The following is a 23,922-nucleotide window of genomic DNA, read 5'->3' as shown; positions in this document are numbered from 1 at the left end:
GCAACAGAAACGACGCGGCTTGCCTGAATTGTCATGCTGTTGGTATTAATGTTGCTGGAAAATGATGATTGAGGGGGCAGCCTTGACTGATATTTCAAACGAAGCCGGTTTGAAGCGCGGTTTGAAAAACCGCCACATCCAATTGATCGCGCTGGGCGGCGCGGTGGGCACCGGCCTGTTCCTCGGTTCGGCCAGCGTGCTGAAAGCCGCCGGCCCGGCTATGATTCTGGGCTACGCCATCGCCGGCCTGATCGCCTTCATGATCATGCGCCAGCTGGGCGAGATGGTGGCGCAGGAGCCGGTGGCCGGCTCCTTCAGCCACTTCGCCTACCGTTATTGGGGCGATTTCGCCGGCTTCCTGTCCGGCTGGAACTACTGGGTGCTGTACATCCTGGTCAGCATGGCCGAACTCACCGCCGTCGGCGCCTATGTCCAGTACTGGTGGCCGCACGTGCCCACCTGGGTGTCCGCGCTGGTGTTCTTCGTCTGTATCAACGGCATCAATCTGGCCAACGTCAAGGTTTACGGCGAGGCGGAGTTCTGGTTCGCCTTGATCAAGGTGGTGGCGGTGATCGCGATGATTCTGTTCGGCGGCTACCTGCTGCTGACCGGCACCGGCGGCCCGCAGGCTTCGTTCAGCAATCTGTGGAACGACGGCGGCTTCTTCCCGCACGGCTTCAGCGGCCTGTTCATGATGATGGCGGTGATCATGTTTTCCTTCGGCGGCCTGGAACTGATCGGCCTGACCGCGGCCGAGGCGGACAATCCGCGCACCACCATCCCCAAGGCGGTGAATCAGGTGATCTACCGCATCCTGATTTTCTACATCGGCTCGCTGGTGGTGCTGTTGTCGCTGTACCCATGGAGCAAGGTGGCGTCCGGCGGCAGCCCCTTCGTGATGATCTTCCAGCAGATCGGCTCCGGCCTCACCGCCAATCTGCTCAACTTCGTGGTGCTGACCGCGGCGCTGTCGGTGTACAACAGCAGCGTCTACGCCAATAGCCGCATGCTGTACGGCCTGGCCAAGCAGGGCAACGCGCCCAAGACGCTGATGCAGGTGGACAAGCGCGGCGTGCCGGTGACGGCGATCCTGGTTTCGGCGCTGGCGACCTTCGCCTGCGTGATCCTGAACTATGTGTTGCCGGGCGAGGCGCTGGGCATTCTGATGTCGCTGGTGGTGGCCGCGCTGGTGACCAACTGGGCGATGATCAGCCTGACCCATTTGAAGTTCCGTCGCGCCAAGAACGAAGTCGGCGAGCAGCTGGTGTTCAAATCGTTCTGGTTCCCGCTGACCAACTGGATCTGTCTGGCCTTCATGGCGATGATTCTGTTGATCCTGCTGCTGACCCCGGGCGCCGCGGTATCGGTCTATGTGCTGCCGATATGGCTGGGCCTGTTGTGGGTGGGTTATCGCGCCAAGGGCGCCCCGGCAGAAGAACCCGCGCGCCAGACGCCTTGAGGATGTTTGCGCTCGCCAGGCGAGCGTAATCGGCAGGGCCGCCTCCCCGGGCGGCCCTGCTTTTTTTGCGCCGGCCATGCGCAACCGGCGCGCCTGTTTTTGGACAAAATGTCTAAATTCAAGGCGATATGGCAATGGTCTGCTGTTGTTGGCCCATTGTATTGAAATGTTTTTTGACCTTATGTCTTGTTTTGTTTAATCTGGTCATGGTTTGTTTGAAGTTGATGTATGTAATAGGGATGTCTTGCTGATTTTTATTAGACTTATTGTCTAATTTGCGAGTGGTGAGGGCCTTGCTGCATTGATGAAGCAATACCGTTCCATTCACTAATCAGCAGGAGGCGCCAAGGTGAGCGTTACCCCCACTTCCACCGGTTTGAAGCGCGAGCTGAAAAACCGCCATATCCAGTTGATCGCGCTGGGCGGCGCGATCGGCACCGGTCTGTTCCTGGGTTCGGCCAGCGTGTTGAAAGCGGCCGGCCCGGCGATGATTCTCGGCTACGCCGTCGCCGGCTTCATCATCTTTCTGATCATGCGCCAATTGGGCGAGATGCTGGCCGAGGAGCCGGTGGCCGGCTCGCTCAGCCATTTCGCCGGCCGTTACTGGGGCAAGTTCCCCGCCTTCCTGTCCGGCTGGAACTACTGGGCGCTGTACGTGCTGGCCGGCATGGCCGAACTGACCGCCGCCGGCGAGTACGTGCGTTATTGGTGGCCGGAAATTCCCACCTGGGTCACCGCGCTGGTCTTCTTCGTGGCGATTACCGGCGTCAATCTGAGCAGCGTCAAATACTACGGCGAGACCGAGTTCTGGTTCGCGCTGATCAAGGTAAGCGCGGTAATCGCGATGATCGTATTCGGCGGCTATCTGCTCTTGTCCGGCAACGGCGGTCCGCAGGCCTCGGTGAGCAATCTTTGGCGCGACGGCGGCTTCTTCCCGCACGGCGTCGGCGGCCTGTTCATGACCATGGCGGTGATCATGTTCTCCTTCGGCGGGCTGGAGCTGATCGGCATGGCGGCGGCGGAGACTCAGGATCCGCAGAAAACCATTCCCAAGGCGGTGAACCAGGTGATCTACCGCGTGCTGATCTTCTACATCGGCTCGCTGCTGGTGCTGCTGTCCTTGTATCCGTGGAGCAAAGTGGCCGCCGGCGGCAGCCCCTTCGTGATGATCTTCGAGCAGATCGGCGCTGGCTTCGCCGCGCACGGTTTGAATTTCGTGGTGCTGACCGCGGCCTTGTCGGTGTACAACGGCGGCGTCTACGCCACCAGCCGCATGCTGTTCAGCCTGGCCCAGCAGGGCAACGCGCCCAAGAGCATGGCCAAGCTGGACAAGCGCGGGGTGCCGGTCAACGCCACCTTGCTCTCGGCGCTGGCGACCTTCGCCGGCGTGGTGCTCAACTATCTGCTGCCCAGCGGCGCGCTGGCGCTGTTGATGTCGCTGGTGGTCACCGCCTTGGTGATCAACTGGGCGCTGATCAGCCTGACGCATCTGAAGTTCCGCCGCGCTCAGGGCGGCCGCAAGCTGGTGTTCGCTTCCCTGTGGCATCCGTTCGCCAACTGGCTGTGCCTGGCCTTCATGCTGATGATTCTGGGCGTGATGTTGTTCACCCCGGGCGTCGCGGTGTCGGTGTACGTGTTGCCGGTGTGGCTGCTGGCGCTGTGGCTGGGTTTCCGTCTGAAAAGGACGGGGCCGAATGAGGCCGGCTTGGCCGTCGACCAGGCGTGAGCGCGCATGCCGGGCTTGACGCGCAGGGGCGGAAACCGGCATGCTTCCACGCTTATGAAGCAGATCATCCCTTTCCAGACCAAAACGTGGTGGTGGCGCAGCTAATCGGCGCGCCAGGGATTTTCGCATCTGTTTTCCGGGCCGCCGTCATGGGCGGCCTTGTTGTATCCAGCCTTACCCCGTGCGGCGGCAAATTGTTCTGACTCAGGAGTTGTCATGTCTCGCACGCAATGGGGTTCCCGCCTCGGTTTCATTCTGGCTTCGGCCGGCGCCACGGTGGGTCTGGGCTCCATCTGGAAGTTTCCCTACGTCACCGCGATGAACGGCGGCGGCGCCTTTCTGCTGATCTATCTATTGCTGACCTTCACCCTGGGCATCGCCTTGCTGCTGGCCGAGATCGCCATCGGCCGCGCGGCGGCCTGCGGCGCGGTGAGCGCGTTCGCGCGGCTGGGCTCGCGTCGCTGGAAGCTGGTGGGCTACGCCGGCGTGCTGTGCGGCTTTCTGGTGTTTTCCTTCTACAGCGTGGTGGGCGGCTGGACCCTGGGCTATCTGCTGCGCGCGCTCGACGGCCGGGTGATGAGCAACGACCCGGCGGCGCTGGCGCGCCTGTTCGGCGATTACGTGTCCGACCCCTTTGAATCCCTGCTGACTCACGCCCTGTTCACCGGGCTGACCCTGTTGGTGGTGATGTGCGGGGTGCAGAAGGGGATTGAGCGCGCCGGCAAGGTGCTGATGCCGCTGCTGTTCCTGTTGATGCTGGGCCTGATCGCCCGCTCGCTGACCTTGCCCGGCGCAGAAGCCGGCGTGGCGGCGCTGCTGACGCCGGACTTTTCCAAGGTGACGCCGGGGATGCTGGTGGAGGCCTTGGGCCTGGCTTTCTTTTCCTTGTCGGTGGGCGCCGGCTGCATGATCGCCTACGGCTCCTACCTGGGCCGGGACGCGAAACTGGCGGGCGCCGCGCTGTGGGTGACCGGCCTGACCACGCTGACTTCGGTGCTGGCCGGCCTGATGATCTTCCCGGCGATCTACGCCTTCGGCCTGGACCCGCAGGCCGGCCCGGGCCTGACCTATATGACCATGCCGGTGGTGTTCAACCACCTGCCCTTCGGCCAAGGCCTGGCCGCGGCTTTCTTTCTGTTGCTGCTGATGGCGGCGCTGACTTCGTCGGTGTCCTTGCTGGAGCTGGTGGCGGTGTTTCCCATCGACGAGTGGGGCGTTGGCCGCCGCAAGGCGACGCTGTTGATCTGCCTGCTGGTGTTTTGCGCCGGGGTGCCGGCGGCGCTGTCCTTCGGCCCGCTGGCGGACTGGAAGCTGTTCGGCCGCAATGTGTTCGAGTTGATGGACTACACCGCGTCCAACATCCTGCTGCCGCTGGGCGGCATCGGCACCGCCTGCTTCGCCGGCTGGGTGATCTGGCCGACGATGCGCGCCGAGCTGCAATTGCCGGCGGCCTTGAGCGCCGGCGTGCGCTTCATCTATTGCTGGGCGGCGCCGGTCTTGATCGGCCTGGTGTTGATATACAATGTCTGATTTGATTTGCTTACGGCATAAATGAGGAAAGGAGGGGCCATGATTAAAACCGAGTCCGCGATCAAGGGCATGGAGTTGGCCGGCTCCCTGACCGCGCAAGTGCTGCAGGCGGTGGAAGAGATGATTCGGCCCGGGGTCAGCACGCTGGAAATTGACGCTTTCTGCGAGCGCTACATCGTCGAGCAGCTGGGCGCGCTGCCGGGCAGCAAGGGGCAGTACGGTTTCCCGTTCAGCGTCAACACCTCGACCAATCAGGTGGTATGCCACGGCTGGCCGTCCGAATCGCGCTTGAAGCGCGGCGACATCGTCAATGTCGATGTGACAGTGTTGAAAGATGGTTATTACGGCGACAGCAGCAAGACCTTCGCGGTTGGCGAGATCAGCCCGTACGCGCGGCGCTTGATGGACGTGACTCAGCGCTGCCTGTACCTGGCCATCGCCAAGGTGCGTCCGGGCGCGACCCTGGGCGACATCGGCTATGCGATCCAGCAGCACGCGGAGGCGCAGGGTTATAGCGTGGTGCGCGAATATTGCGGCCACGGCATCGGCGCCGCGATGCACGAGGAGCCGCAAGTGTTGCACTACGGCCGGCCCGGCCAGGGGCTCAAGCTGGAGGCGGGTATGACTTTCACCATCGAGCCGATGATCAACCAGGGCGGCAAGGAGGTGAAGGTGCTGCGGGACGGCTGGACGGTGGTGACGCGCGACCGCAGCCTGTCGGCCCAGTTCGAGCATACCCTCCTGGTCACCGCCGATGGTTGCCGCATCCTGACCTTGCGTGAAGAAGAGAAGGCGGGCTTGGCGGCGCTGGGACTGCTGGCGGCTTAGAACCTGTTTACGATCTTTCCGAGTGATGGCTCCAAGACATGGAATCCGCTGCGCGGATGATGATTTTCATTGCCGGGGCTGCCCGGCGAGCAGGGAGGAGATATTTGCTTGGCCAAATATCCTCTCCACTCCTAAAGGCCACCCTGCAAGCCTGGCCTGCGGCTTTCCGCCGGGTCCCGTCAGGCCCGAGGCGCGGCTGAACTCTCTACGTGCGAATCTTTGATTCGCTCAGTGATGGCGCGCTACCGTCGCGCTGCTCGAACAAGCAGCCGCTTAAGACCTCGGACCGGCAGGCTTGAAGGGACCCAGGGCGCGTCGAATACGCGACTTCCTGTGTACCAAACCGTGTTTCAAAGTACAGACAAAAGATCGTAAACAGGCTCTTAGACCCGTTAAGCAAATCCCTGATCCTGCGTTGCGCCTCCTTGTCGTACTACTAGTACTGCCTGCGTCGGCGCGCCTTGGCTCAGCTTCTCCGTGAGGTGTTGTTAGCGGTTCTTAGAAGGGGTTTACGTTCTCGCGAGCGAAAGACTTAGAGCCAGCGCAGCAAGCCGTAGACGACGAAACTGACCACAATGGCGAGCAGGGTCTTGCCGTTCTTCCACGCCACCGCGACGGCGACCAGGGTGCCGATCAGGTAGGCGTTGCCCAGCGACAGATCAATATGTCCGGCCGGGGCCAGCGCCATCGGCACCACCAGCGCCGACAGCACCGCGGCCGGCACATAGTGCAGCGCGCGGTTCAGCCAGTCCGGGAAGGCCAGGCGCTGGCCGAACACCAGGAAGCTGGCGCGGATCAGCAGGGTGGCCGCCAGCATGCCGAGTATCATCCACCAATGGTTCATGCCGCCTCCTTGCGCTTGCCTTCCAGCAAGAGTCCGGCGCCGACGCCGAGCAGCGCCGCCAGCATCAGGTCCAGTTTGTAGGGCAGGCCGCGCGTGAACAGCGCGGTCAGGCCGGCCACCGCCGCCGCCGCCAGCGTGGGCCGTTTTTTCAATTGCGGCGCGACGATGGCGGCGAAGGTCGCCACCATGGCGAAGTCCAGCCCCAGTTGCGCCAGCCCCGGCACCGAACGCCCCAGCAGCACGCCGGCCAGCGTCCACGCCTGCCAGTTGCCGTACATCGCCAGCGAGGAACCCAGCCAATACCACTGGCCGCCGGCCGCGCCCTGGGTGCGGAAGCGGTGTTCGACCACGGCGAAGGTTTCGTCGGTGAGCCAGAAGGCCAGCGGCCAGCGCCAGGCCAGCGGCCATTGCCGCGCGTAAGGCAGCAGGGTGGCGCTGTACAGCGCGTGGCGCAGATTGACCACGAAGGTGGTCAGCCACAGCACCGGCAGCGCGGCGCCGGCCGCCACCAGGCTGACGGCGATGAATTGGGAAGAACCGGCGAACACCAGCAAGGACATGGCCTGGGTCGTCAAGGGGCTGAGCCCGGCGGCGATGGCCAGGGTGCCGAAGATCAGGCCGAAGGGCGCGGCGCCTATCAGCATCGGCAGGCTGTCGCGCGCGCCTTGCAGCGCCCAGGCGGCGGGGGTGGAGCGAGTCATCGGAACGGGGCCTTGCGAGGATGAGGTGCATTCATCATGCAGGCGAAAGCGTCCGGCGTCTTGAACGATTTTGCAGGGGGGCTTGCCGTGCGGCAGGGCGCTTGCGCGAGCCAGCGGGAACAGGCGCTCAGCGGCGCAGGCCCAGCGCGCGCTGATAGGCCGCCGGCGCCAGGCCCACGGTGTGGCGGAAGGCGCGGGTCAGGTGGGCCTGGTCGGCGAAGCCCAGGCTGAGCGCCACCGCGCCCGGCGTCTGGCCCTGGGCCAGCAACTGGCGCGCGCGGTTGACGCGCAGCTGATTGCGCCAGGCCACCGGCGGCAGGCCGAAGTGCTGGCGAAACTGGCGGCACAGCTGCCAGGGGGAGAGCTGGGCCGCCGCCGCCAGCGCCTGCAGCGACAGATTGTCGCTGATGGCGTCGGCCAGCATCTGCCGCGCCAGCTCCACCGCGCGCGGCGCGGCGGCCTGGGTCTGGTCGCGCACCTGCATATGGCGTTGCAGCACCGCGCCGAACATCCGTTGCAGCGCCGATTCGCGCAGCAGCCGGTCCTGGCTGTCGCGCAGCAGGCGATGCAACTGGTCCATGCCGGCGGCCAGCGGCGCGTCCAGCGCCACGGTGTCGCGAAAATAAGGCCGGGCGTGGGCGTCGCCGCTGATGTCGGCGGCCAGCCGCTGCAGGAAATCGGCGGACGGGTAGAAGCCGCGGTAGGCCCAGCCGCGCGCGTCGGCGGTCTCGCCGGTGTGCACTTCGCCGGGGTTGATCAGCACCAGCGCGCCGACGCCGGCGCGGTGGGTGCCGCCGCGGTGATGGTAGGATTGCGCGCCCAGAGTCAGCGCGTTGACCACGTACTCTTCATGAAAATGCGGCGGAAACACCCGTTGGGCGTAGCTGGCGTCCAGGCATTCCAGAGCGCCGATGTCGTCGGCGCGGAAAAAGTCGGAACGGTCGGACGCCTGGGGGGACATGGCGGGGCGTCGCGGCCGGCCTCAGGAACCGGCCATGAAGGTGCGGATGCCGGAACCGACGAACTGCACGCCGATGCAGATCAGCAAAAAGCCCATCAGCCGCGTCATCACCTCGCGGCCGCCGCGGCCCAGGCGCTGGGCGATCAGCTGCGAGGATTTCAGCGTCAGCCACATGCCGAAGCAGGTGCCGCCGATGGCGGCGAAGGTCATCGCGAAGGCCAGCGCCTTGGCCGGCAGCGTGGTCAGTTCGGCGATCTCGGTGGAAATGCCGATGACCACGGCGATGGTGCCGGGCCCGCTGATGCCGGGCATGGCCAGCGGGAAGAAGGCGTAGTCCTCGCGCTCCCCGGTCTTGGGCGCGTTGCCCGGGTCTTGCGACAGGAACAGCATGCGGTAGCCGAGCACGGCGACGACGAAGCCGCCGGAAATGCGCAGCGCGCCGTAGGAGATGCCGAAGGCCGACATGATCAGGTTGCCGGCCAGCAGGCTGACCACCATGATGGCGGCGGCGAACACGCAGGCGCGCCGCGCCTGGTTGTCGCGCGCGGAGTCGCTCATTTCGCGGGTCAGGGTGATGAACAGCGGAATTTTGGACAGCGGGTTGGTGATGGTGAGCAGGCTGAGCAACCCGCCGAACAGGAATTGGAGCGACAACGTCTTGAGCATGGCACTACGCTGATGAAGCGAACATTACAAGGAATGGACGCAGTCTGCCTGAGGCCGCGGGCCGGTGACAAGGGAAATTCCACGGCGCGCGCGCGGCATGACATTGGCTGTGGCATTATGCCGCACGGCGGTCCATAAGGGCTGTGCTAGAGTGCCCCAAACCCAAGGAGTCCATTATGCGAAAGACATTGAGCGCGTTGCTGTGCCTGTGCCTGCTGAGCGCCGGCGCGATGGCGCACGAATTCAAGCTGGGCGATCTGAAGATCGGCCATCCGTGGAGCCGGGCGATGCCGGAAAGCAGCCCGACCGGCGGCGTCTACCTGTCGCTGAGCAATCGCGGCAAGACCGCCGACAAGCTGTTGTCGGCCAGCACGCCGCGCGCGGCCAAGGCCGAGCTGCACACCCACATCAACGACAACGGCGTGATGCGCATGCGCGAAGTGGCCGGCGGCGTGGCCGTGGCCGCGGGCCAGGAAGTCAAGTTCGCTCCGGGCAGCTATCACGTGATGCTGATGGGCCTGAAGCAACCCTTGCGCGTCGGCGACCGTTTTCCGCTGACCCTGCGCTTCGAGAAGGCCGGCAGCGTGACCGTGGACGTGGTGGTGGAAGACGGCGTCGCCGCCGCCGCCGCCGCGCCGGCCGAACACGCGCATTGAGCCGCGTGGCCGCGGCCGTTTGCTACCGGTAACGTTGCGCCGAAGTTACATCGTGCAGCGCAGCAATCGGCGCGGCCTGGAGTAAATGCTTTACCAGGGGCCGGCGACTGGGCAGACTTGGCGTCGGGAATGTGTTGCGAACAAGACGTCATTGCCACTGCCGGCGCCCTGACAAGGTCAAACGCCAAGTCTGCACAAAGAGAGAAACGATGGAGGAGCGGCCGCTTGCGGCCGCGCACAACAAAATCCAGGGACGCCGGCAGTTCCTTTCCCCTCCATGCCCCCTTCTATACTGTTATGCTGTCAGCCATCCCGTAGCCGACCGCGTTTTCCCGCATGACATCTTCTATCCCCCCCGCCAAATCTCCGCGCCTGAGCATTGAATACTGCACCGGCTGCCGCTGGCTGCTGCGCGCCGCCTGGATGGCGCAGGAGCTGTTGACCACCTTCGAGAAGGAGTTGGCGGAGGTGGCCTTGCAGCCCGGCAGCGGCGGCGTGTTCCGCGTCGAGCTGGACGGCGAGCTGCTGTGGGACCGCAAGGCCGACGGCGGTTTCCCCGACATCAAGCTGCTGAAGCAGCGGGTGCGCGACCGGGTGGCGCCGCAGCGTTCGCTGGGCCATAGCGACGGCGCCGTCTCCTGATTCAAGCATCGCCATGAGCGAGCCGCAGCGCAAAATCATCCACGTCGATTGCGATTGTTTCTACGCCGCCATCGAGATGCGCGACGACCCCGCCTTGCGGCCCTTGCCGTTGGCGGTGGGCGGCCGGCCGGAGAGTCGCGGCGTGATCGCCACCTGCAATTACATCGCGCGCCGCTACGGCGTGCGCTCGGCGATGTCGTCGGCGCGCGCGCTGCGCCTGTGCCCCGATCTGCTGATCCTGCCGCCGGACATGGCGCGCTACCGCGAGGCCAGCCAGCAGATCATGCGCATCTACGAGCGCTACACGCCCTTGATCGAGCCCTTGTCGCTGGACGAGGCCTATCTGGATGTGAGCGGCCAGCCGCACGAGCAGGGCAGCGCCACGCGGATGGCGGAGGCGATTCGCCGCCAGATTCGCGAGGAGGTGGGCATCACCGCCTCGGCCGGCATCGCGCCGAATAAATTCCTGGCCAAGGTGGCCAGCGACTGGAACAAGCCGGACGGGCAGTTCCTGATCCGGCCGCAGGATGTGGCCGGCTTCGTCGCCGCGCTGCCGGTGGAGAAGATACACGGCGTGGGCCGGGTCACCGCGCAGCGGCTGAACGAGCTGGGCATCCGGCGCTGCGGCGACATGCTGGCCTGGGAGCTGGCCGATCTGCTGCGTCACTTCGGCCGGTTCGGCGAGCGTCTTTACGAACTGGCGCGCGGCGTCGACCCGCGGCCGGTGTCCACCGACCGCAGCCGCAAATCGATCAGCGTCGAGGAGACTTACGCCGTCGATCTGCCCGACGCCGGCGCCTGCCTGTCCAAGCTGCCGGAACTGATAGACCGGCTGAGCGCGCGCATCGCGCGCAGCGGCAATCCCGCGTTCAAGGGCTTGTCGGTCAAGCTCAAGTTCGACGATTTCAGCCAGACCACGGTGGAGCACGCCGGCGGACAGTTGTCGCCGGCGCGTTTCGGGGAGTTGCTGCGGGTGGGCTTCGAGCGCGGCCGACGGCCGGTGCGCCTGGTCGGTGTCGGCGTCAAGCTGGCGGACGAGCACGACCTGCCGCGTCAGCTGCGCCTGTTCGGCCGCGACGGCCGCCCGCTGCCGGACCTGCCGGCGGCGGACGCCGCAGCGGGCGAGGCGGAGCCGCCCCCGCGGGAGGGCTGAGGCCCGTCGGCGCCGGGCCGGTTCAGGGGCGCTTGAAGTCGCCGGCGTAGACCTGGAGCAACTGGGCCGGGTCCATATGCTTGCGCAGCGCGGCGTTGACCTGCTCCACCGTCAGCGCGGCGATGGCGGCGTCCACCTTGGCGTTGAAGTCCATGCCGCGGCCGATCTGCAATTGGCCGTCCAGCGCCGCGCTCAGCGCGCCGTCCTGGGCGCGGGCGATTTCCCTTTCCTGCTGCAGCGCTTTCTTGGCGTCGGCCAGTTCGGTGGCGTTGACGCCGTCGCGGATGAAGCGCGTCAGCTCCTCGGCCACTCCCTGTTTCAGCTTGTCCAGGTTCTGCGGCGCGTAGATGGCCACCAGGCTCAGGCTGGCCACCGGCTCGAAGCTGCCGGCCTTGAACTGGCTGCCGGCGTAGTAGCTGATGCCGTCCTTCTGGCGCAGGCGGTCCAGCAGCCGCGATTTGACGCCGCCGCCCAGGATCTTGTTGGCGACCAGCATCGCCGGGTAGTCGGCGTCGCTGTCCCGCATCGCCAGCGGCGCGGTGGCCAGGTAGAAGGCGTTGGCCTTGTCCTTGGCCAGCAGCTGTTGCCGGCCAGGCTTGGCCGGCGGCAGCTGGCTGGGCGCGCGGCGGTACGCCACGGGGCTGTTCCAGCCGCCGAACAATTTTTGCAGCTGGCTTTGCGCGGCCTTGGCGTCGAAGTCGCCGACCAGGGCGAAGCGGGCGTGGTTGGCGCCGTAGAACTGGCGGTGGAAGCGCTTGAGCTCGTCCAGCTTGGCGGCTTTCAGCTCGGCGGCGGCCTCGTCCAGCGTCGGGCGGTAGCGCAGATCGCCCTTGCGATAGATATTGAGCGCCTGGCCCACGGCCTGAGTGGCCATGGCCTGCGGCTCGTTGCGCTGGGCGTCGATGGCGGTCAGCTCTTCCTTGCGCAGCAGCTCGAACTCCTGTTCCGGGAAGCTGGGCTGCTTGAGCAGGCCGGCGATCAGGTCCAGCAGCGCCGGCAGATGGGCGCGGGTGGTTTCAAAATCCACGCTGACTTCCTGACCGGAGCCGGAAACGCTGAGCTTGGCTTTCAGCTGATCCAGACGATTGCTGATTTCGGCGCGGCTGAGCTTGCCGCTGCCGCGCTCCAGCATGTCGGCGGCGAGGCTGGGCACGGCGCCGCGGCCGAACAGGCTTTTCTCGTCGCCGAAGGCGAAGCTGAAACTGCCGTTGACGGTTTCGCCGCGGGTCTTCTTGGACAGCAGCGCCAGCTTGGCGCCGTTGGCGAGCGTGGTTTTCTCGGTGCGGGCGTCGATATTGGCCGGGCTGGGATCGAAGGCCTCGCCCTGGCTGATCGCGGCGCGGCCCTTGTAGCCGTCCACCAGCTTGGCCACGTCCGGCGTGGCCGGGATCACGCTGCGGTCCGGCTTGGCGGTGGGCACGAACTGGCCGTAGGTGCGGTTGGACGGCTTGAAGTAGTTTTCGGCCGCCCGCTCCACGTCCTTGACGCTCAGCGCCTCGATGCGGTCGCGGGTCAGGAAGAACAGGCGCCAGTCGCCCTTGGCGATGGCCTCGGACATCTCCACCGCCAGCTGCTGCGGATCGTTCAGGGTCTTGTCGATGTCGTTGAGCAGGCTGGTCTTGGCGCGCTTGAGTTCGGCCTCGGTCACCGGCTTGCTCTTGAAGCCTTCGATGGCGGCGAGCAGCGCCTGGCGCGCGTCGGCCAGTTTCTGGCCCTTGTTCAGCTCCGCCCAGAAGATGATGTAGCCGGGTTCGGCCAGCGCGAACGGCCAGGCCTCGACGCCGACGGCTTTCTTGCCGCCCACCAGCGCCTGGTACAGCCGGCCGTTGGGCGTGCTGGCCAGGATGTCGGCCAGCACGAGGATGGCCGCCGCGTCCGGGTGGCTGCCGGCGGAGATCGGATACAGCACCGCGGCCAGCTGGGTGTCGCCGACGCGCTCCACGGTCAGTTCGCGCGCGCCGTCGCGCTGCGGCTCCTCGGTCCAGGTGGGTGTCAGCTGACGCTGCGGCTTGGCGATCTTGCCGAAGGCCTGCCGGACGACGGCCAGCGTCGCCGCCGGGTCGAACTTGCCGCTGATCATCAGCACCGCGTTGTCCGGCTGGTAGTACTTGCGGTAGAAGGCCTGCAGATTGTCGATGCGGACCTTTTCCACGTCCGAGCGCGCGCCTATGGTGTTGTGGCCGTAGTTGTGCCAGTCGTAGCTGACCGCGGTCATCTGCTTCCACAGCACGCGGTGGGGATTGTTCTCCCCCATTTCCATTTCATTGCGCACCACCGAGAACTCGGTGTCCAGATCGCTCTTGGCGATCTTGCTGTTGACCATGCGGTCGGCTTCCATTTCCAGCGCCCAGCGCAGATTGTCGTCGTTGGCGGGGAAGGTTTCGTAGTAGTTGGTGCGGTCCAGGAAGGTGGTGCCGTTGAACTGCATGCCGCGCTTGCCCAGCTCCTGCATCAGATTGCCGCTGCTGGGCGTGCCCTTGAACAGCATGTGCTCCAGCAAGTGGGCCATGCCGGTCTCGCCGTAGCTTTCGTGACGGCTGCCCACCAGATAGGTGACGTTGACGGTGGTGGTGGGCTTGGAGGCGTCCGGCGCCAGCAGGACGCGCAGGCCGTTGGGCAGCCGGTATTCGGTGACGCCTTCCACGCTGGTGTAGGCTTGCAGCTGGCTTTGGCTGGCGGCGGCGGGTTCGGCGGCGATGGCCGGCAGGGCGTGGCCCAGGGACAGGGCGAGCAGCAGGCTCAGGGTCTTGATGCGCATGCGGTGGCGTTTCCTCTGCGTGAATGAGGGGCGGCGGCGCGCGGCGGCGCCGGAATGCTATAGGCTTGCGATTTTGCTTGCCTTCGTCAAGTCGGAAACATTCCGGGCATGACGTAAGTCTGGGGCAAACAGGGGTAGGCCGGCGCGGCGGGGCATTGGTTCCCGCCATGGAACTTAGAGCCTGTTTACGATCTCGCGAGCAAGAGCGAGACAAGGCGGAAATGACCGAAGAAGCGGAATGTACATACGGTACATGAGCATTCTGAGGTCATTTCCAACGCCGTATCGCCAAAGCGCAGCAGATCGTAAACAGGCTCTCAGCGTTTTAGATTGCTGATGCTCATCAGCATGCCCATGCCGACGAACAGGGTGACGGTGGCGGTGCCGCCATAGGACATGAAGGGCAGCGGCACGCCCACCACCGGCAGGATGCCGGACACCATGCCCATATTGACGAAGGCGTAGACGAAGAAGGACAGGGTGATGGAGCCGGCCATCAGCCGGCCGTACAGCGTCTGGGCGCTGGCGGTGATCATCATCGCGCGGCTGAGCACCAGCAGATAGAGCACCAACAGCAGCACATTGCCGGCCAGGCCGAATTCCTCGGAATACACGGCGAAGATGAAGTCGGTGGTCCGTTCCGGGATGTAGTCGAGGTGGGTCTGGGTGCCGTTGAGCCAGCCCTTGCCCCAGGGGCCGCCGGAGCCGATGGCGATCATGGACTGGATGATGTGGTAGCCGTCGCCCAGCGGGTCGGTGGTGGGGTCTATCATGGTCAGCACCCGGCGGCGCTGGTAGTCGTGCAGCAGGTTCCAGACGATGGGCAGGCTGGCGGCGCCCAGGCCGATGCCGGCGAAGATCACCTTCCACGGCAGGCCGGCGAAGAACAGCACGAACAGGCCGGCGGCGGCGATCAGCAGCGTGGTGCCCAAGTCCGGCTGCTTCAGCACCAGCGCGCTGGGCACCGCCATCAGCAAGGCGGCCACCAGGTAGTGCCACCAGCGCATCGACAGCTCGTATTTCTGGAAGAACCAGGCCAGCATCATCGGCAGCGCGATCTTCATGATCTCGGACGGCTGGATGCGGGTGATGCCCAGTTCCAGCCAGCGGGTGGAGCCGTTGACGGTGACGCCCTTGAAGTGGACGGCCAGCAGCAGCAGCACGCCCAGGCCGTAGATGGGCGGCGCGAAGTTCATGATGCTTTGCGGCCGCATCCGGGCGATGATCCACATGATGATCAGCGACAGGCTGGTGTAGATCAGCTTGTTGTCTATCTTGTCGAAGGACTGGTTGTTGGCCGAGTACAGCAGCACCATGCTGAGCACGAAGATCAGGCCGAGGAACAGCATCAGCCAGCCGTCCAGCGGTTCTTTGATCTGCTGCCAGACGCGTTTAATTAGGGAGGTCTGCATTGTCGTTGGCGGTGTCGGTGGGCATGGTTTTCAGCGTGCCTTCGATGTCTTTCGGCACCTTGCCCAGCAAATAGTAGTCGAACAGCGCGCGCACGATGGGGGCGGCGGCGGCGGCGCCGAAGCCGGCGTTCTCCACGATCACCGCCACCGCGATGCGCGGCTTGTCCACCGGGGCGAAGGCGATGAACCAGCTGTGGTCGCGGTATTGCTCGGCCAGCGCGGCGGCGTTGTACTTGGCGCCCTGCTTGATCTGCACCACCTGGGCGGTGCCGGTCTTGCCGGCCATCGGGTATTGCAGGCCCACGCCCAGCCGCGCGCCGGTGCCGCGCGTCATCACGCCTTCCATGCCGCGCTTCACGTATTCGAAGTTTTCCTGCTTGAACGGAATCTGGCGGATGGGCATCGGTTCGATGATGCGCGCCTTGCCGCTGCGGGTGTCCACCACCTGCTGCACCAGGTGCGGCTTGAACACCTGGCCGTCGTTGGCGAGGATGGCGGTGGCGTTGGCCATTTGCAGCGGGGTGTAGGCGTTGAAGCCCTGGCCGATGCCGATGCTGACCACATCGGCCGGATACCAGCGGCGGAATTCCTCTTTGTAGCGGGAGAAGCGGCGCGCCTTCCATTCCTTGGACGGCAGCACGCCTATGGACTCGCCGTCCAGATCGATGCCGCTCTTGCTGCCCAGGCCGAACTGCGCCAGCGCCGGGTGGATCTTGTCTATGCCCATGTCCCAGGCCAGCTTGTAGAAGAAGGTGTCGCTGGAGACTTCGATCGCGCGCTGCAGATTGATCATGCCGTTGCCGGCCTTCTTGCTGTCGCGGAACTGGTGGCTGGAGCCGGGCAGGGTGAAGTAGCCGGGCGCCGGGCGGATGTCGCGCATGCCGATGGCGTGGTTCTCCAGCGCCGCCATCGCCATGAAGGGCTTGAAGGTGGAGCCGGGCGGGTAGGTGCCGCGCAGCGCGCGGTTGATCATCGGCTTCTGCCAGTCGTTGTTCAGATTGGTCCAGGTCTGGGTGTCGATGCCGTCGATGAACAGATTGGGGTCGAAGCCCGGTTTGGACAGGAAGGCGAGCACGCCGCCGGTGGACGGCTCTATCGCCACCAGCGCGCCGCGGCGGTTGCCGAACAATTTGTCCGCCATTTCCTGCAGGCGGATGTCCAGCGCCAGCTTCAGGGTGTTGCCGTTGACCGGCGGCGTGCGGCGCAGCGAACGCACCGCGCGGCCGCCGGAGTCGGTTTCCACCTCCTCGAAGCCGACCTTGCCGTGCAGGTCGTCCTCGTACACCGCTTCCAGACCGGTCTTGCCTATGTAGTTGGAGCCCTTGTAATTGGCGGTTTTTTCTTCCTCTTCCAGCCGCTCCTTGTCGCGCTGGTTGATGCGGCCGATGTAGCCGAGCACATGGCTGGTCATTTCCTTGAACGGATAGTCGCGGAACAGCCGCGCCTTGACCTCCACGCCGGGGAAGCGCCAGGACTGGGCGGCGACGCGCGCGGCCTCTTCCTCGCTGAGCTTGGTTTTCAGCGGGATGGATTCGAAGTTCTTGCTCTCGATCAGCAGGCGCTTGAACTGGCGCTCGTCGCGCGGGGTGATGTCCACCAGCTTGCGCAGTTCGGCCTCGGTGGCGGCCAGGTCGGCGATCTTGCTGGGCGTCAGCTCCAGCGTGTAGGCCGAGTAGTTCTGCGCCAGCACCACGCCGTTGCGGTCCAGGATCAGGCCGCGGTTGGGCAGGATGGGCACCAGCGAGATGCGGTTGTTCTGCGCCAGCGTGGAAAAGTGTTCGTGCTGCAGCACTTGCAGCCAGATGAAGCGGGTGAGCAGCACCAGGAACATCAGCACGATCAGCGCGTAAGCGACGATCAGGCGCAGCTGGAACTGGCTGTCTTCGGCCTGCGGGTTCTTGAAGCGGGTCGGTTGAGGCATGGATGGTCCGCGGCGCTACACCGCGTTGTGGCGGTAGGGCATCAGCATCAGCTTGGTCAGCAGCGGCCACAGCAGCGCGCCGATCAAGGGCGGCAGGAAATAGCCCCAGCCGACGAAGGCGGAGCCGGTCAGCATGCGCACCACCACCATGATCAGCTGGTTGGTCAGCAGCAGGCCCAGCACCACCAGCGTCTGCTGGCCCAGGTTGAACATCACCACCTGGCGCTGGCGCGCCAGCGCCAGGTAAGCGGTGATCGAATAGGCCAGCGCGTGCTGGCCGAACAGTCCCGCGGTGGAGATGTCGGCCACCAGGCCCAGCAGGAAGGCGGTGCCGATATTGACCCGGCGCGGCTGGTTGATCACCCAGTACAGGATCAGCATGCCGATGAAGTCCGGCAGCCAGCGCGTGCTGCCGTGCGGCAGCGGGATCAGTTCGATCAGAACGGCGAAGACGAAGGTGAACAGGATGAAGCGGCGCTTCACCGGTTTGAGCAGTTCCTTGGGGCGCTCGAACGTCATCGGGGGCTTACTCCTCGGCGGCGGCTTTCTTGCCGCCCTTGCTCTTTTTGACGATGGGGGCCGGTTCCGGCGGACGCGGCGGCGCCTGCTTGTCGCCCAGCACCAGCATGTAGCGGGTTTGCTGCACGCCGGCCAGCGGCGCGGTGGCGATGCGGGCGAAGGTGGCGCCCTGATTGCGCTCCACCCGGGTCACGCGAGCCACCGGGATGCCGGCCGGATAAACGCCGTCCACGCCGGAGGTGACGATGTGGTCGCCGTCCTTGATGTCGGCGCTTTGTGGCAGATAGCGGATTTCCACGCCGCCGCCGTAGCCGTACAGAATGGCGCGCTGGCCGGTGCGGGCCACCATCACCGGCACCATCTGGTTCTTGTCTATGACCAGGGTCACTTCCGCGGTCAGCGGCTGCACCCGGGTGACCTGGCCCAAGAGGCCGCTGGCGTCCACCACCGGCTGTCCGGCTTTCAGGTTGGCGTCGCTGCCCTTGTCGATGATGATCTTGTAGGAAAACGGATCGCGGCCGGTGTACAGGGTTTCGGCCATCTGCGCCTGCTGGTGGTAGCTGGACTTGATGCCGTTGAGCTTGCGCACTTCGTCCAGCTCGCGCTGCAGGGTTTGCAGCCGCGACAACTGCGCCGACATTTCCAGCTGGCGCGTGCGCAAGGCGGTGTTTTCCTGCTTCAGTTCGGTTTGGGAGCTGAGAAAGTCGCTGACGTGGCGCATCGCCTGCGCCGGCATGTTGACCGCGCGCTGCACCGGGTACAGCGCCAGCGAGGTGGCTTCGCGCGCCTGTTCCATCAGGCCGAAATAGCTGTCGCCGACCAGGAGCGCCACCGAGGCGGCCACGGCCATGGCCAAGCGCGCGCCGGGCGGCGGCCCGGAGCGGAAAAAGCTGGGGGTGTTGGCAAAGTCCATCGGCTCAGACCTCGCCCCTTGACGCGGGGCGCTGTGCTTCAAAAACGGGCGCGCTTGCCGCGCGCCCGCCATCATCGCTTGCTTTACGAGCGGCCGCCGCCGCCGGAGCCGGGCTCAGGCGGACGGCGGCCGTTCCGGTTTAAGGGACGTTGGTGAAAATGGTGCCAATCTTGTCCATTTTCTCCAGCGCCTTGCCGGAGCCGCGCACCACGCAGGTCAGCGGTTCCTCGGCCACGAACACCGGCAGGCCGGTTTCTTCGGCCAGCAGGCGGTCGATGTCTTTCAGCAGCGCGCCGCCGCCGGTCAGCACCATGCCCTTGTCGGCGATGTCGGCGCCCAGTTCCGGCGGAGTCTGTTCCAGCGCGATCTTCACCGCGGATACGATCTGGTTCAAGGGTTCGGTCAGCGCTTCCAGGATTTCGTTGGACGACACGGTGAAGGCGCGCGGAATGCCTTCGGCCAGGTTGCGGCCCTTGACTTCCATTTCGCGCACCTCGGCGCCCGGGAAGGCGGAGCCGATGGTCTTCTTGATTTCCTCGGCGGTGGTTTCGCCGATCAGCATGCCGTAGTTGCGGCGGATGTAGTTGATGATGGCTTCGTCGAACTTGTCGCCGCCGACGCGGACGGAGTTGGAATACACCACGCCGCCCAGCGAAATCACGCCGACTTCGGTGGTGCCGCCGCCGATGTCCACCACCATGGAGCCGGTGGGCTCCTCAACCGGCAGGCCGGCGCCGATGGCGGCCGCCATCGGCTCTTCGATCAGTTCCACGCGGCGCGCGCCGGCGGCCAGCGCCGAGTCGCGGATCGCCTTGCGCTCCACCTGGGTGGAGCCGCAGGGCACGCAGATCACGATGCGCGGGCTGGCGGCGAAGAAGCGGTTGGGGTTCACCTTCTTGATGAACTGCTTGAGCATCTGTTCGGTGACGGTGAAGTCGGCGATCACGCCGTCCTTCATCGGGCGGATCGCCTGGATGCTGCCCGGGGTGCGGCCCAGCATGCGCTTGGCTTCCAGACCCACGGCCAGAATGGATTTCTTGTTGGTGGGCGCGTCGCTGTGAATGGCGACTACCGAGGGCTCGTCCAGCACGATGCCTTTGGCGCGCATGTAGATGAGGGTGTTGGCTGTGCCAAGGTCAATGGCGAGGTCGTTGGAGAAGTATCCGGTCAGCGAACGAAACATTGGGCGATCCTGGTCAGTTTTCGTCATGTGGCGGACGCGCCGTCGCGTCCGCTTGTAATCTGTTGTTTGTTGTCTACTCGTACGACCCGAGTCTAGCCGCCGCGTGGCAAACGACGCTTGGCGCCCACTGGGCGACGCCGGCTAAGCGGCTTCGCCCGGCTGGCCTTACGCATCGTTTTCCGACGCCGTGTCGGTTCGACGAGGCCTGCACGATCCGGCCCCGGCGCGGCGGCTTGCCGCCTGTCGGCCGCGCGGTGAAAGCGCTGCCGAAATTACGCCGTGGCGCGATGTCGATCTTGGGAGAATCAAGCGGGCTATGATACCCTATAACGCTTGAAATATTAAAGGTTTTGAACGAGGACACCATGTCGCTGACGCATCAGGATGTCGCACGAATTGCCAAGCTTGCCCGCATCAATGTCAATGAAGCGGAAATTGCCGCGACAAGCAAGCAACTCAATAATATTTTCGGCCTGATCGAACAGATGCAGGCGGTGAACACCGACGGCATCGAGCCGATGGCCCATCCGCAGGATGTCTCTTTGCGTTTGCGCGAAGATGTCGTTACCGAAACCAATCAGCGCGAAGCTTTCCAGGCCGTGGCCCCGCAAGTGGAAAAGGGCTTGTTCCTGGTCCCCAAGGTCATCGAGTGATGCTCTGATTGCCTGCGCCGGTTTAGGTTCCCGCCCGCGCGGGAGGCCGGCGCCGGCCGCTGTCTGAAAGGACGGCGGCGCCCTTCCCGGATAGCTAAAGATTCCATTTGAAATGACACAGTCTACTTTAAAGCAACTGTCGCGGCAGCTGGCGGCCAAGGAAGTCTCCAGCCTTGAGTTGGCCACCCAATACCTGGACCGCATCGAAGCGCTGAACCCGGCGCTCAACGCGCTGGTCACCGTCGACCGCGCCAAGACCCTGGCCGAAGCCGCAGCCGCCGACGCGCGCATCGCCGCCGGCAACGCGCACGCGCTGACCGGCGTGCCCATCATCCACAAGGATCTGTTCTGCCAGCAGGGCTGGAAAACCAGCTGCGGCTCCAAGATGCTGGACAATTTCGTGTCGCCGTACAGCGCCCACGTGGTCGAACAATGCCAGGCCGCCGGCCTGGTGACGCTGGGCCGTGCCAATATGGACGAGTTCGCGATGGGCTCGTCCAACGAGAACTCCTTCTACGGCGCGGTGAAAAACCCCTGGGACCAGAAGGCGGTGCCGGGCGGCAGCTCCGGCGGTTCCGCCGCCGCCGTGGCCGCGCGGCTGACGCCGGTGGCCACCGCCACCGACACCGGCGGCTCCATCCGCCAGCCGGCCTCCCATTGCGGCGTCACCGGCATCAAGCCGACTTACGGCGTGGTGTCGCGCTACGGCATGGTGGCCTTCGCCTCCTCGCTGGATCAGGGCGGCCCGATCGCGCAGACCGCCGAGGACTGCGCGCTGATGCTGAACGTGATGGCCGGTTTCGACCCGCGCGACTCCACCAGCCTGGAGCGCGCCGGCGAAGACTACGCCCGTGATCTGAACCAGCCGCTGGCCGGCCTGAAAGTGGGCCTGCCGCGCGAATACTTCGCCGCCGGCCTGAGCGCCGACGTGGCGCGCGCGGTGGACGAGGCGGTGGCGGTGCTGAAGAAGCAGGGCGCGCAGGTGGTGGAAGTCAGTCTGCCCAACACCGAGCTGTCCATCCCGGCCTACTATGTGATCGCGCCGGCCGAGGCCTCGACCAATCTGTCGCGCTACGACGGCGTGCGTTACGGTCACCGCGCCGCCGAGTACAAAGACCTGGTGGACATGTACGAGAAGACCCGCGCCGAAGGCTTCGGCAGCGAGGTCAAGCGCCGCATCCTGGTGGGCAGCTATGTGCTGTCGCACGGCTATTACGACGCTTACTATCTGAAGGCTCAGAAAGTCCGTCGCCTGATCGCCAACGATTTCAAGGCCGCCTTCGAACGGTGCGACGTGATCCTGGGGCCGGTGGCGCCGACCGCCGCTTTCGACATCGGCTCGATGAACGACGACCCGGTGCAGATGTATCTGTCCGACATCTACACGCTGTCGGTGAACCTGGCCGGCTTGCCGGGCATGAGCGTGCCGGCCGGCTTCAGCGCCAATGGCCGCCCGATCGGCTTGCAGATCATCGGCAACTACTTCGGCGAAGCCAAGATGTTGAACGTCGCGCATCAGTTCCAGTTGGCTACCGATTGGCACAGCCGCGCGCCGGTTTTGTAATTGAATGAATTAGCCACGGAAGCACACGGAAGGACACAGGCAAGCCCTGGCTTCCAAGGGGCGGATTAGCTGATGGAGGGTAGTGTCAGCCGTTTTTCCTTCCGTGTTTTCCGTGTGCTTCCGTGGCAAAAATAATAGAAGGATTTTCCAACCATGAAATGGGAAGTCGTCATCGGCATCGAGGTGCATGTGCAGCTCAATACCGTCTCCAAGATTTTCTCCGGCTCCAGCACCGCCTTTGGCGCGGAGCCGAACACCCAGGCCTCCGCGGTGGAGCTGGCCTTTCCCGGCGTGCTGCCGGTATTGAACAAGGCGGTGGTGGACAAGGCCATCCGTCTGGGCCTGGCGCTGGACGCCAAGATCAATCAGAAGAACGTGTTCGCGCGCAAGAACTACTTCTATCCGGATCTCCCCAAGGGCTACCAGATCAGCCAGATGGACCTGCCCATCGTCGAGCACGGCCAGCTGAAGATCCTGGTGGGCGAGCAGGAGAAGGTGATAGGCGTGACTCGCGCCCATATGGAAGAGGACGCCGGCAAGAGCCTGCATGAAGACTTCCACGGCCTGTCCGGCATCGACCTCAACCGCGCCGGCACGCCCTTGCTGGAAGTGGTGTCCGAACCGGACATGCGCTCGGTGGACGAGGCGCTGGCCTATGTCAAGGCGCTGTACGCGCTGGTGACCTGGCTGGGCATCTGCGACGGCAATATGCAGGAAGGCAGCTTCCGCATGGACGTCAACGTGTCGGTGCGCCCGGAGGGCCAGCAGGCCTTCGGCACCCGCCGCGAGATCAAGAACCTCAACTCCTTCCGCTTCCTGGAGCAGGCCGCCAAGTACGAAATCCAGTGGCAGATCGACACCCTGGAAGACGGCGGCAAGGTGCAGCAGGCCACCGTGCTGTTCGACCCGGACACCGGCGAGACCCGGATGATGCGCAGCAAGGAAGACGCGCACGACTACCGCTACTTCCCGGATCCGGACCTGCTGCCGGTGCGCATTTCCGACGAGCAGATCGCCCGCATTCGCGGCGAGATGCCGGAACTGCCGGCGGCGATGCAAGTCCGTCTGGCGGAGGCCTATGGCGTGTCCGCCTACGACGCGGCGCTGCTGACCTCCAGCCTGGCGCAGGCGCAGTACTTCGAGGCTGCGGCCAAGGCCTCCGGCCAGGGCAAGCTGGCCGCCAACTGGATCAACGGCGAGATCGCCGCGCGGCTGAATCGCGACGGCAAGGAGATCGCGGACTGCCCGATCTCGGCGGAGCGTCTGTCCGGCCTGATCGCGCGCATCGCCGACAACACCCTGTCCAGCAAGCTGGCCAAGCAGGTGTTCGATGCCTTGTGGGACAGCGAGCTGTCCGCCGACGCCATCATCGAGCGCGACGGTCTGAAGCAGGTGTCCGACGTCGGCGCCATCGAGAAGATGGTGGAAGAGGCGATCGCCGCCAATCCCAAGGCGGTGGAGGAATACCGCGCCGGCAAGGAGAAGGCGCTCAACGCCTTGGCCGGCCAGGTGATGAAGGCTTCCAAGGGCAAGGCGAATCCGGCCCAGGTGCAGGACATCCTGCGTCAAAAACTGGCCTGATCCTGTGGGACTCCGGGACGGCGGCGCCGAATGCGGCGCCGCCGTCCTGTTTTTGTGCTGCGGCGCGGCAAGTGGTCTTGCATTGGACTGTCCTTGGAAATATTCCCAGGCCCGGGGTGTGGTGTTTCGGGAATAGTTCGAGTGTTAACAGCTCACTTTGACTGATGTTTTTAAGCCTCTGATTTGACAAGGAATCCGCTTTTTGCGCTGTCCGCTAAGTCATTGTCTCAAAAGGTGAATTAGAACTTCTCG

Annotated in this window: 20 protein-coding genes; 10 read left to right on the top strand and 10 right to left on the bottom strand. The window is 64.9% G+C overall.

The genetic code is table 11. The features are described 5' to 3' along the window. Positions 1 to 82: 82 nt before the first annotated feature. The 4 genes from JW897_RS09645 (at position 83) to map (ending at position 5,543) form a co-directional block, all read left to right on the top strand. On the top strand, positions 83 to 1,459 hold the full coding sequence (locus tag JW897_RS09645; RefSeq protein ID WP_240352142.1) for an amino acid permease: 1,377 nt from the start codon (positions 83 to 85) through the stop codon (positions 1,457 to 1,459). A gap of 349 nt (positions 1,460 to 1,808) precedes the next feature. Further along, on the top strand, positions 1,809 to 3,185 hold the full coding sequence (locus JW897_RS09640; protein ID WP_048413589.1) for an amino acid permease: 1,377 nt from the start codon (positions 1,809 to 1,811) through the stop codon (positions 3,183 to 3,185). Positions 3,186 to 3,401: 216 nt separating this feature from the next. Further along, positions 3,402 to 4,715, top strand: coding sequence for a sodium-dependent transporter (locus tag JW897_RS09635; RefSeq protein ID WP_205465914.1), 1,314 nt, complete (start codon positions 3,402 to 3,404; stop codon positions 4,713 to 4,715). A gap of 39 nt (positions 4,716 to 4,754) precedes the next feature. Next, positions 4,755 to 5,543 carry a type I methionyl aminopeptidase gene (gene map / locus JW897_RS09630; RefSeq protein ID WP_205465913.1) on the top strand — a complete coding sequence of 263 codons (789 nt, stop codon included), beginning with the start codon at positions 4,755 to 4,757 and terminating at the stop codon, positions 5,541 to 5,543. A gap of 532 nt (positions 5,544 to 6,075) precedes the next feature. Here the strand turns inward: map and JW897_RS09625 are convergent. The 4 genes from JW897_RS09625 to JW897_RS09610 all read right to left on the bottom strand — a co-directional run bounded on the left by JW897_RS09625 (position 6,076) and on the right by JW897_RS09610 (position 8,715). After that, a complete protein-coding gene (locus JW897_RS09625; protein ID WP_205465912.1) occupies positions 6,076 to 6,387 on the bottom strand; it encodes an AzlD domain-containing protein in 312 nt (103 codons plus the stop codon). Next, positions 6,384 to 7,088, bottom strand: coding sequence for an AzlC family ABC transporter permease (locus JW897_RS09620; RefSeq protein WP_240352141.1), 705 nt, complete (start codon positions 7,086 to 7,088; stop codon positions 6,384 to 6,386). Before JW897_RS09620 ends, JW897_RS09625 begins: the two co-directional genes overlap by 4 nt. Before the next feature lie 127 nt (positions 7,089 to 7,215). Continuing rightward, positions 7,216 to 8,049 (bottom strand): AraC family transcriptional regulator, encoded by an 834-nt coding sequence (locus JW897_RS09615; protein WP_205465911.1) that lies wholly within the window; start codon positions 8,047 to 8,049, stop codon positions 7,216 to 7,218. A gap of 21 nt (positions 8,050 to 8,070) precedes the next feature. After that, the gene (locus tag JW897_RS09610; protein WP_048413584.1) at positions 8,071 to 8,715 is read right to left on the bottom strand and encodes a MarC family NAAT transporter; all 645 of its coding nucleotides are present in this window, start codon (positions 8,713 to 8,715) and stop codon (positions 8,071 to 8,073) included. 176 nt (positions 8,716 to 8,891) lie between these two features. Between JW897_RS09610 and JW897_RS09605 the strand changes: the two genes are divergently transcribed. From JW897_RS09605 to dinB, 3 genes are all read left to right on the top strand, one after another. Further along, the gene (locus JW897_RS09605; RefSeq protein WP_205465910.1) at positions 8,892 to 9,371 is read left to right on the top strand and encodes a copper chaperone PCu(A)C; all 480 of its coding nucleotides are present in this window, start codon (positions 8,892 to 8,894) and stop codon (positions 9,369 to 9,371) included. Between the two features lie 336 nt (positions 9,372 to 9,707). Next, the gene (locus JW897_RS09600) at positions 9,708 to 10,013 is read left to right on the top strand and encodes an Rdx family protein (protein ID WP_205465909.1); all 306 of its coding nucleotides are present in this window, start codon (positions 9,708 to 9,710) and stop codon (positions 10,011 to 10,013) included. A gap of 13 nt (positions 10,014 to 10,026) precedes the next feature. Beyond that, complete coding sequence (gene dinB / locus JW897_RS09595) at positions 10,027 to 11,166, top strand: DNA polymerase IV (protein ID WP_205465908.1); 1,140 nt, start codon at positions 10,027 to 10,029, stop codon at positions 11,164 to 11,166. Between the two features lie 22 nt (positions 11,167 to 11,188). Here the strand turns inward: dinB and JW897_RS09590 are convergent, their stop codons facing one another. The 6 genes from JW897_RS09590 to JW897_RS09565 all read right to left on the bottom strand — a co-directional run bounded on the left by JW897_RS09590 (position 11,189) and on the right by JW897_RS09565 (position 19,872). Beyond that, positions 11,189 to 13,924 (bottom strand): M16 family metallopeptidase, encoded by a 2,736-nt coding sequence (locus JW897_RS09590; RefSeq protein ID WP_205465907.1) that lies wholly within the window; start codon positions 13,922 to 13,924, stop codon positions 11,189 to 11,191. Between the two features lie 317 nt (positions 13,925 to 14,241). After that, positions 14,242 to 15,336, bottom strand: a complete 1,095-nt coding sequence (rodA, locus tag JW897_RS09585) for a rod shape-determining protein RodA (protein ID WP_048413685.1) — start codon at positions 15,334 to 15,336, stop codon at positions 14,242 to 14,244. Then, the gene (mrdA, locus tag JW897_RS09580) at positions 15,317 to 17,257 is read right to left on the bottom strand and encodes a penicillin-binding protein 2 (RefSeq protein WP_048413579.1); all 1,941 of its coding nucleotides are present in this window, start codon (positions 17,255 to 17,257) and stop codon (positions 15,317 to 15,319) included. The genes rodA and mrdA overlap by 20 nt, the downstream gene beginning before the upstream one ends. Positions 17,258 to 17,272: 15 nt before the next feature. Beyond that, positions 17,273 to 17,776 (bottom strand): rod shape-determining protein MreD, encoded by a 504-nt coding sequence (gene mreD / locus JW897_RS09575; protein ID WP_048413578.1) that lies wholly within the window; start codon positions 17,774 to 17,776, stop codon positions 17,273 to 17,275. A 7-nt stretch (positions 17,777 to 17,783) separates the two neighbouring features. After that, positions 17,784 to 18,689 carry a rod shape-determining protein MreC gene (mreC, locus tag JW897_RS09570; RefSeq protein WP_205465906.1) on the bottom strand — a complete coding sequence of 302 codons (906 nt, stop codon included), beginning with the start codon at positions 18,687 to 18,689 and terminating at the stop codon, positions 17,784 to 17,786. A gap of 139 nt (positions 18,690 to 18,828) precedes the next feature. Then, positions 18,829 to 19,872: a rod shape-determining protein gene (locus JW897_RS09565; protein ID WP_043592385.1), complete on the bottom strand. Its 1,044-nt coding sequence runs from the start codon at positions 19,870 to 19,872 to the stop codon at positions 18,829 to 18,831. A gap of 365 nt (positions 19,873 to 20,237) precedes the next feature. Between JW897_RS09565 and gatC the strand changes: the two genes are divergently transcribed. The 3 genes from gatC (at position 20,238) to gatB (ending at position 23,670) form a co-directional block, all read left to right on the top strand. Next, positions 20,238 to 20,525 (top strand): Asp-tRNA(Asn)/Glu-tRNA(Gln) amidotransferase subunit GatC, encoded by a 288-nt coding sequence (gene gatC / locus JW897_RS09560; protein ID WP_048408435.1) that lies wholly within the window; start codon positions 20,238 to 20,240, stop codon positions 20,523 to 20,525. 112 nt (positions 20,526 to 20,637) lie between these two features. Beyond that, positions 20,638 to 22,089 carry an Asp-tRNA(Asn)/Glu-tRNA(Gln) amidotransferase subunit GatA gene (gatA, locus tag JW897_RS09555; RefSeq protein WP_205465905.1) on the top strand — a complete coding sequence of 484 codons (1,452 nt, stop codon included), beginning with the start codon at positions 20,638 to 20,640 and terminating at the stop codon, positions 22,087 to 22,089. A gap of 153 nt (positions 22,090 to 22,242) precedes the next feature. Further along, the gene (gene gatB, locus JW897_RS09550; RefSeq protein ID WP_205465904.1) at positions 22,243 to 23,670 is read left to right on the top strand and encodes an Asp-tRNA(Asn)/Glu-tRNA(Gln) amidotransferase subunit GatB; all 1,428 of its coding nucleotides are present in this window, start codon (positions 22,243 to 22,245) and stop codon (positions 23,668 to 23,670) included. The last annotated feature ends 252 nt before the right edge of the window (positions 23,671 to 23,922 follow it).

This window comes from Chromobacterium alkanivorans (assembly GCF_016937655.1).
GTDB classification, from domain to species: domain Bacteria; phylum Pseudomonadota; class Gammaproteobacteria; order Burkholderiales; family Chromobacteriaceae; genus Chromobacterium; species Chromobacterium alkanivorans.
The sequence above is the reverse complement of the archived record's forward strand: the minus strand, read 5'-3'. Positions and strand labels throughout refer to the sequence as shown.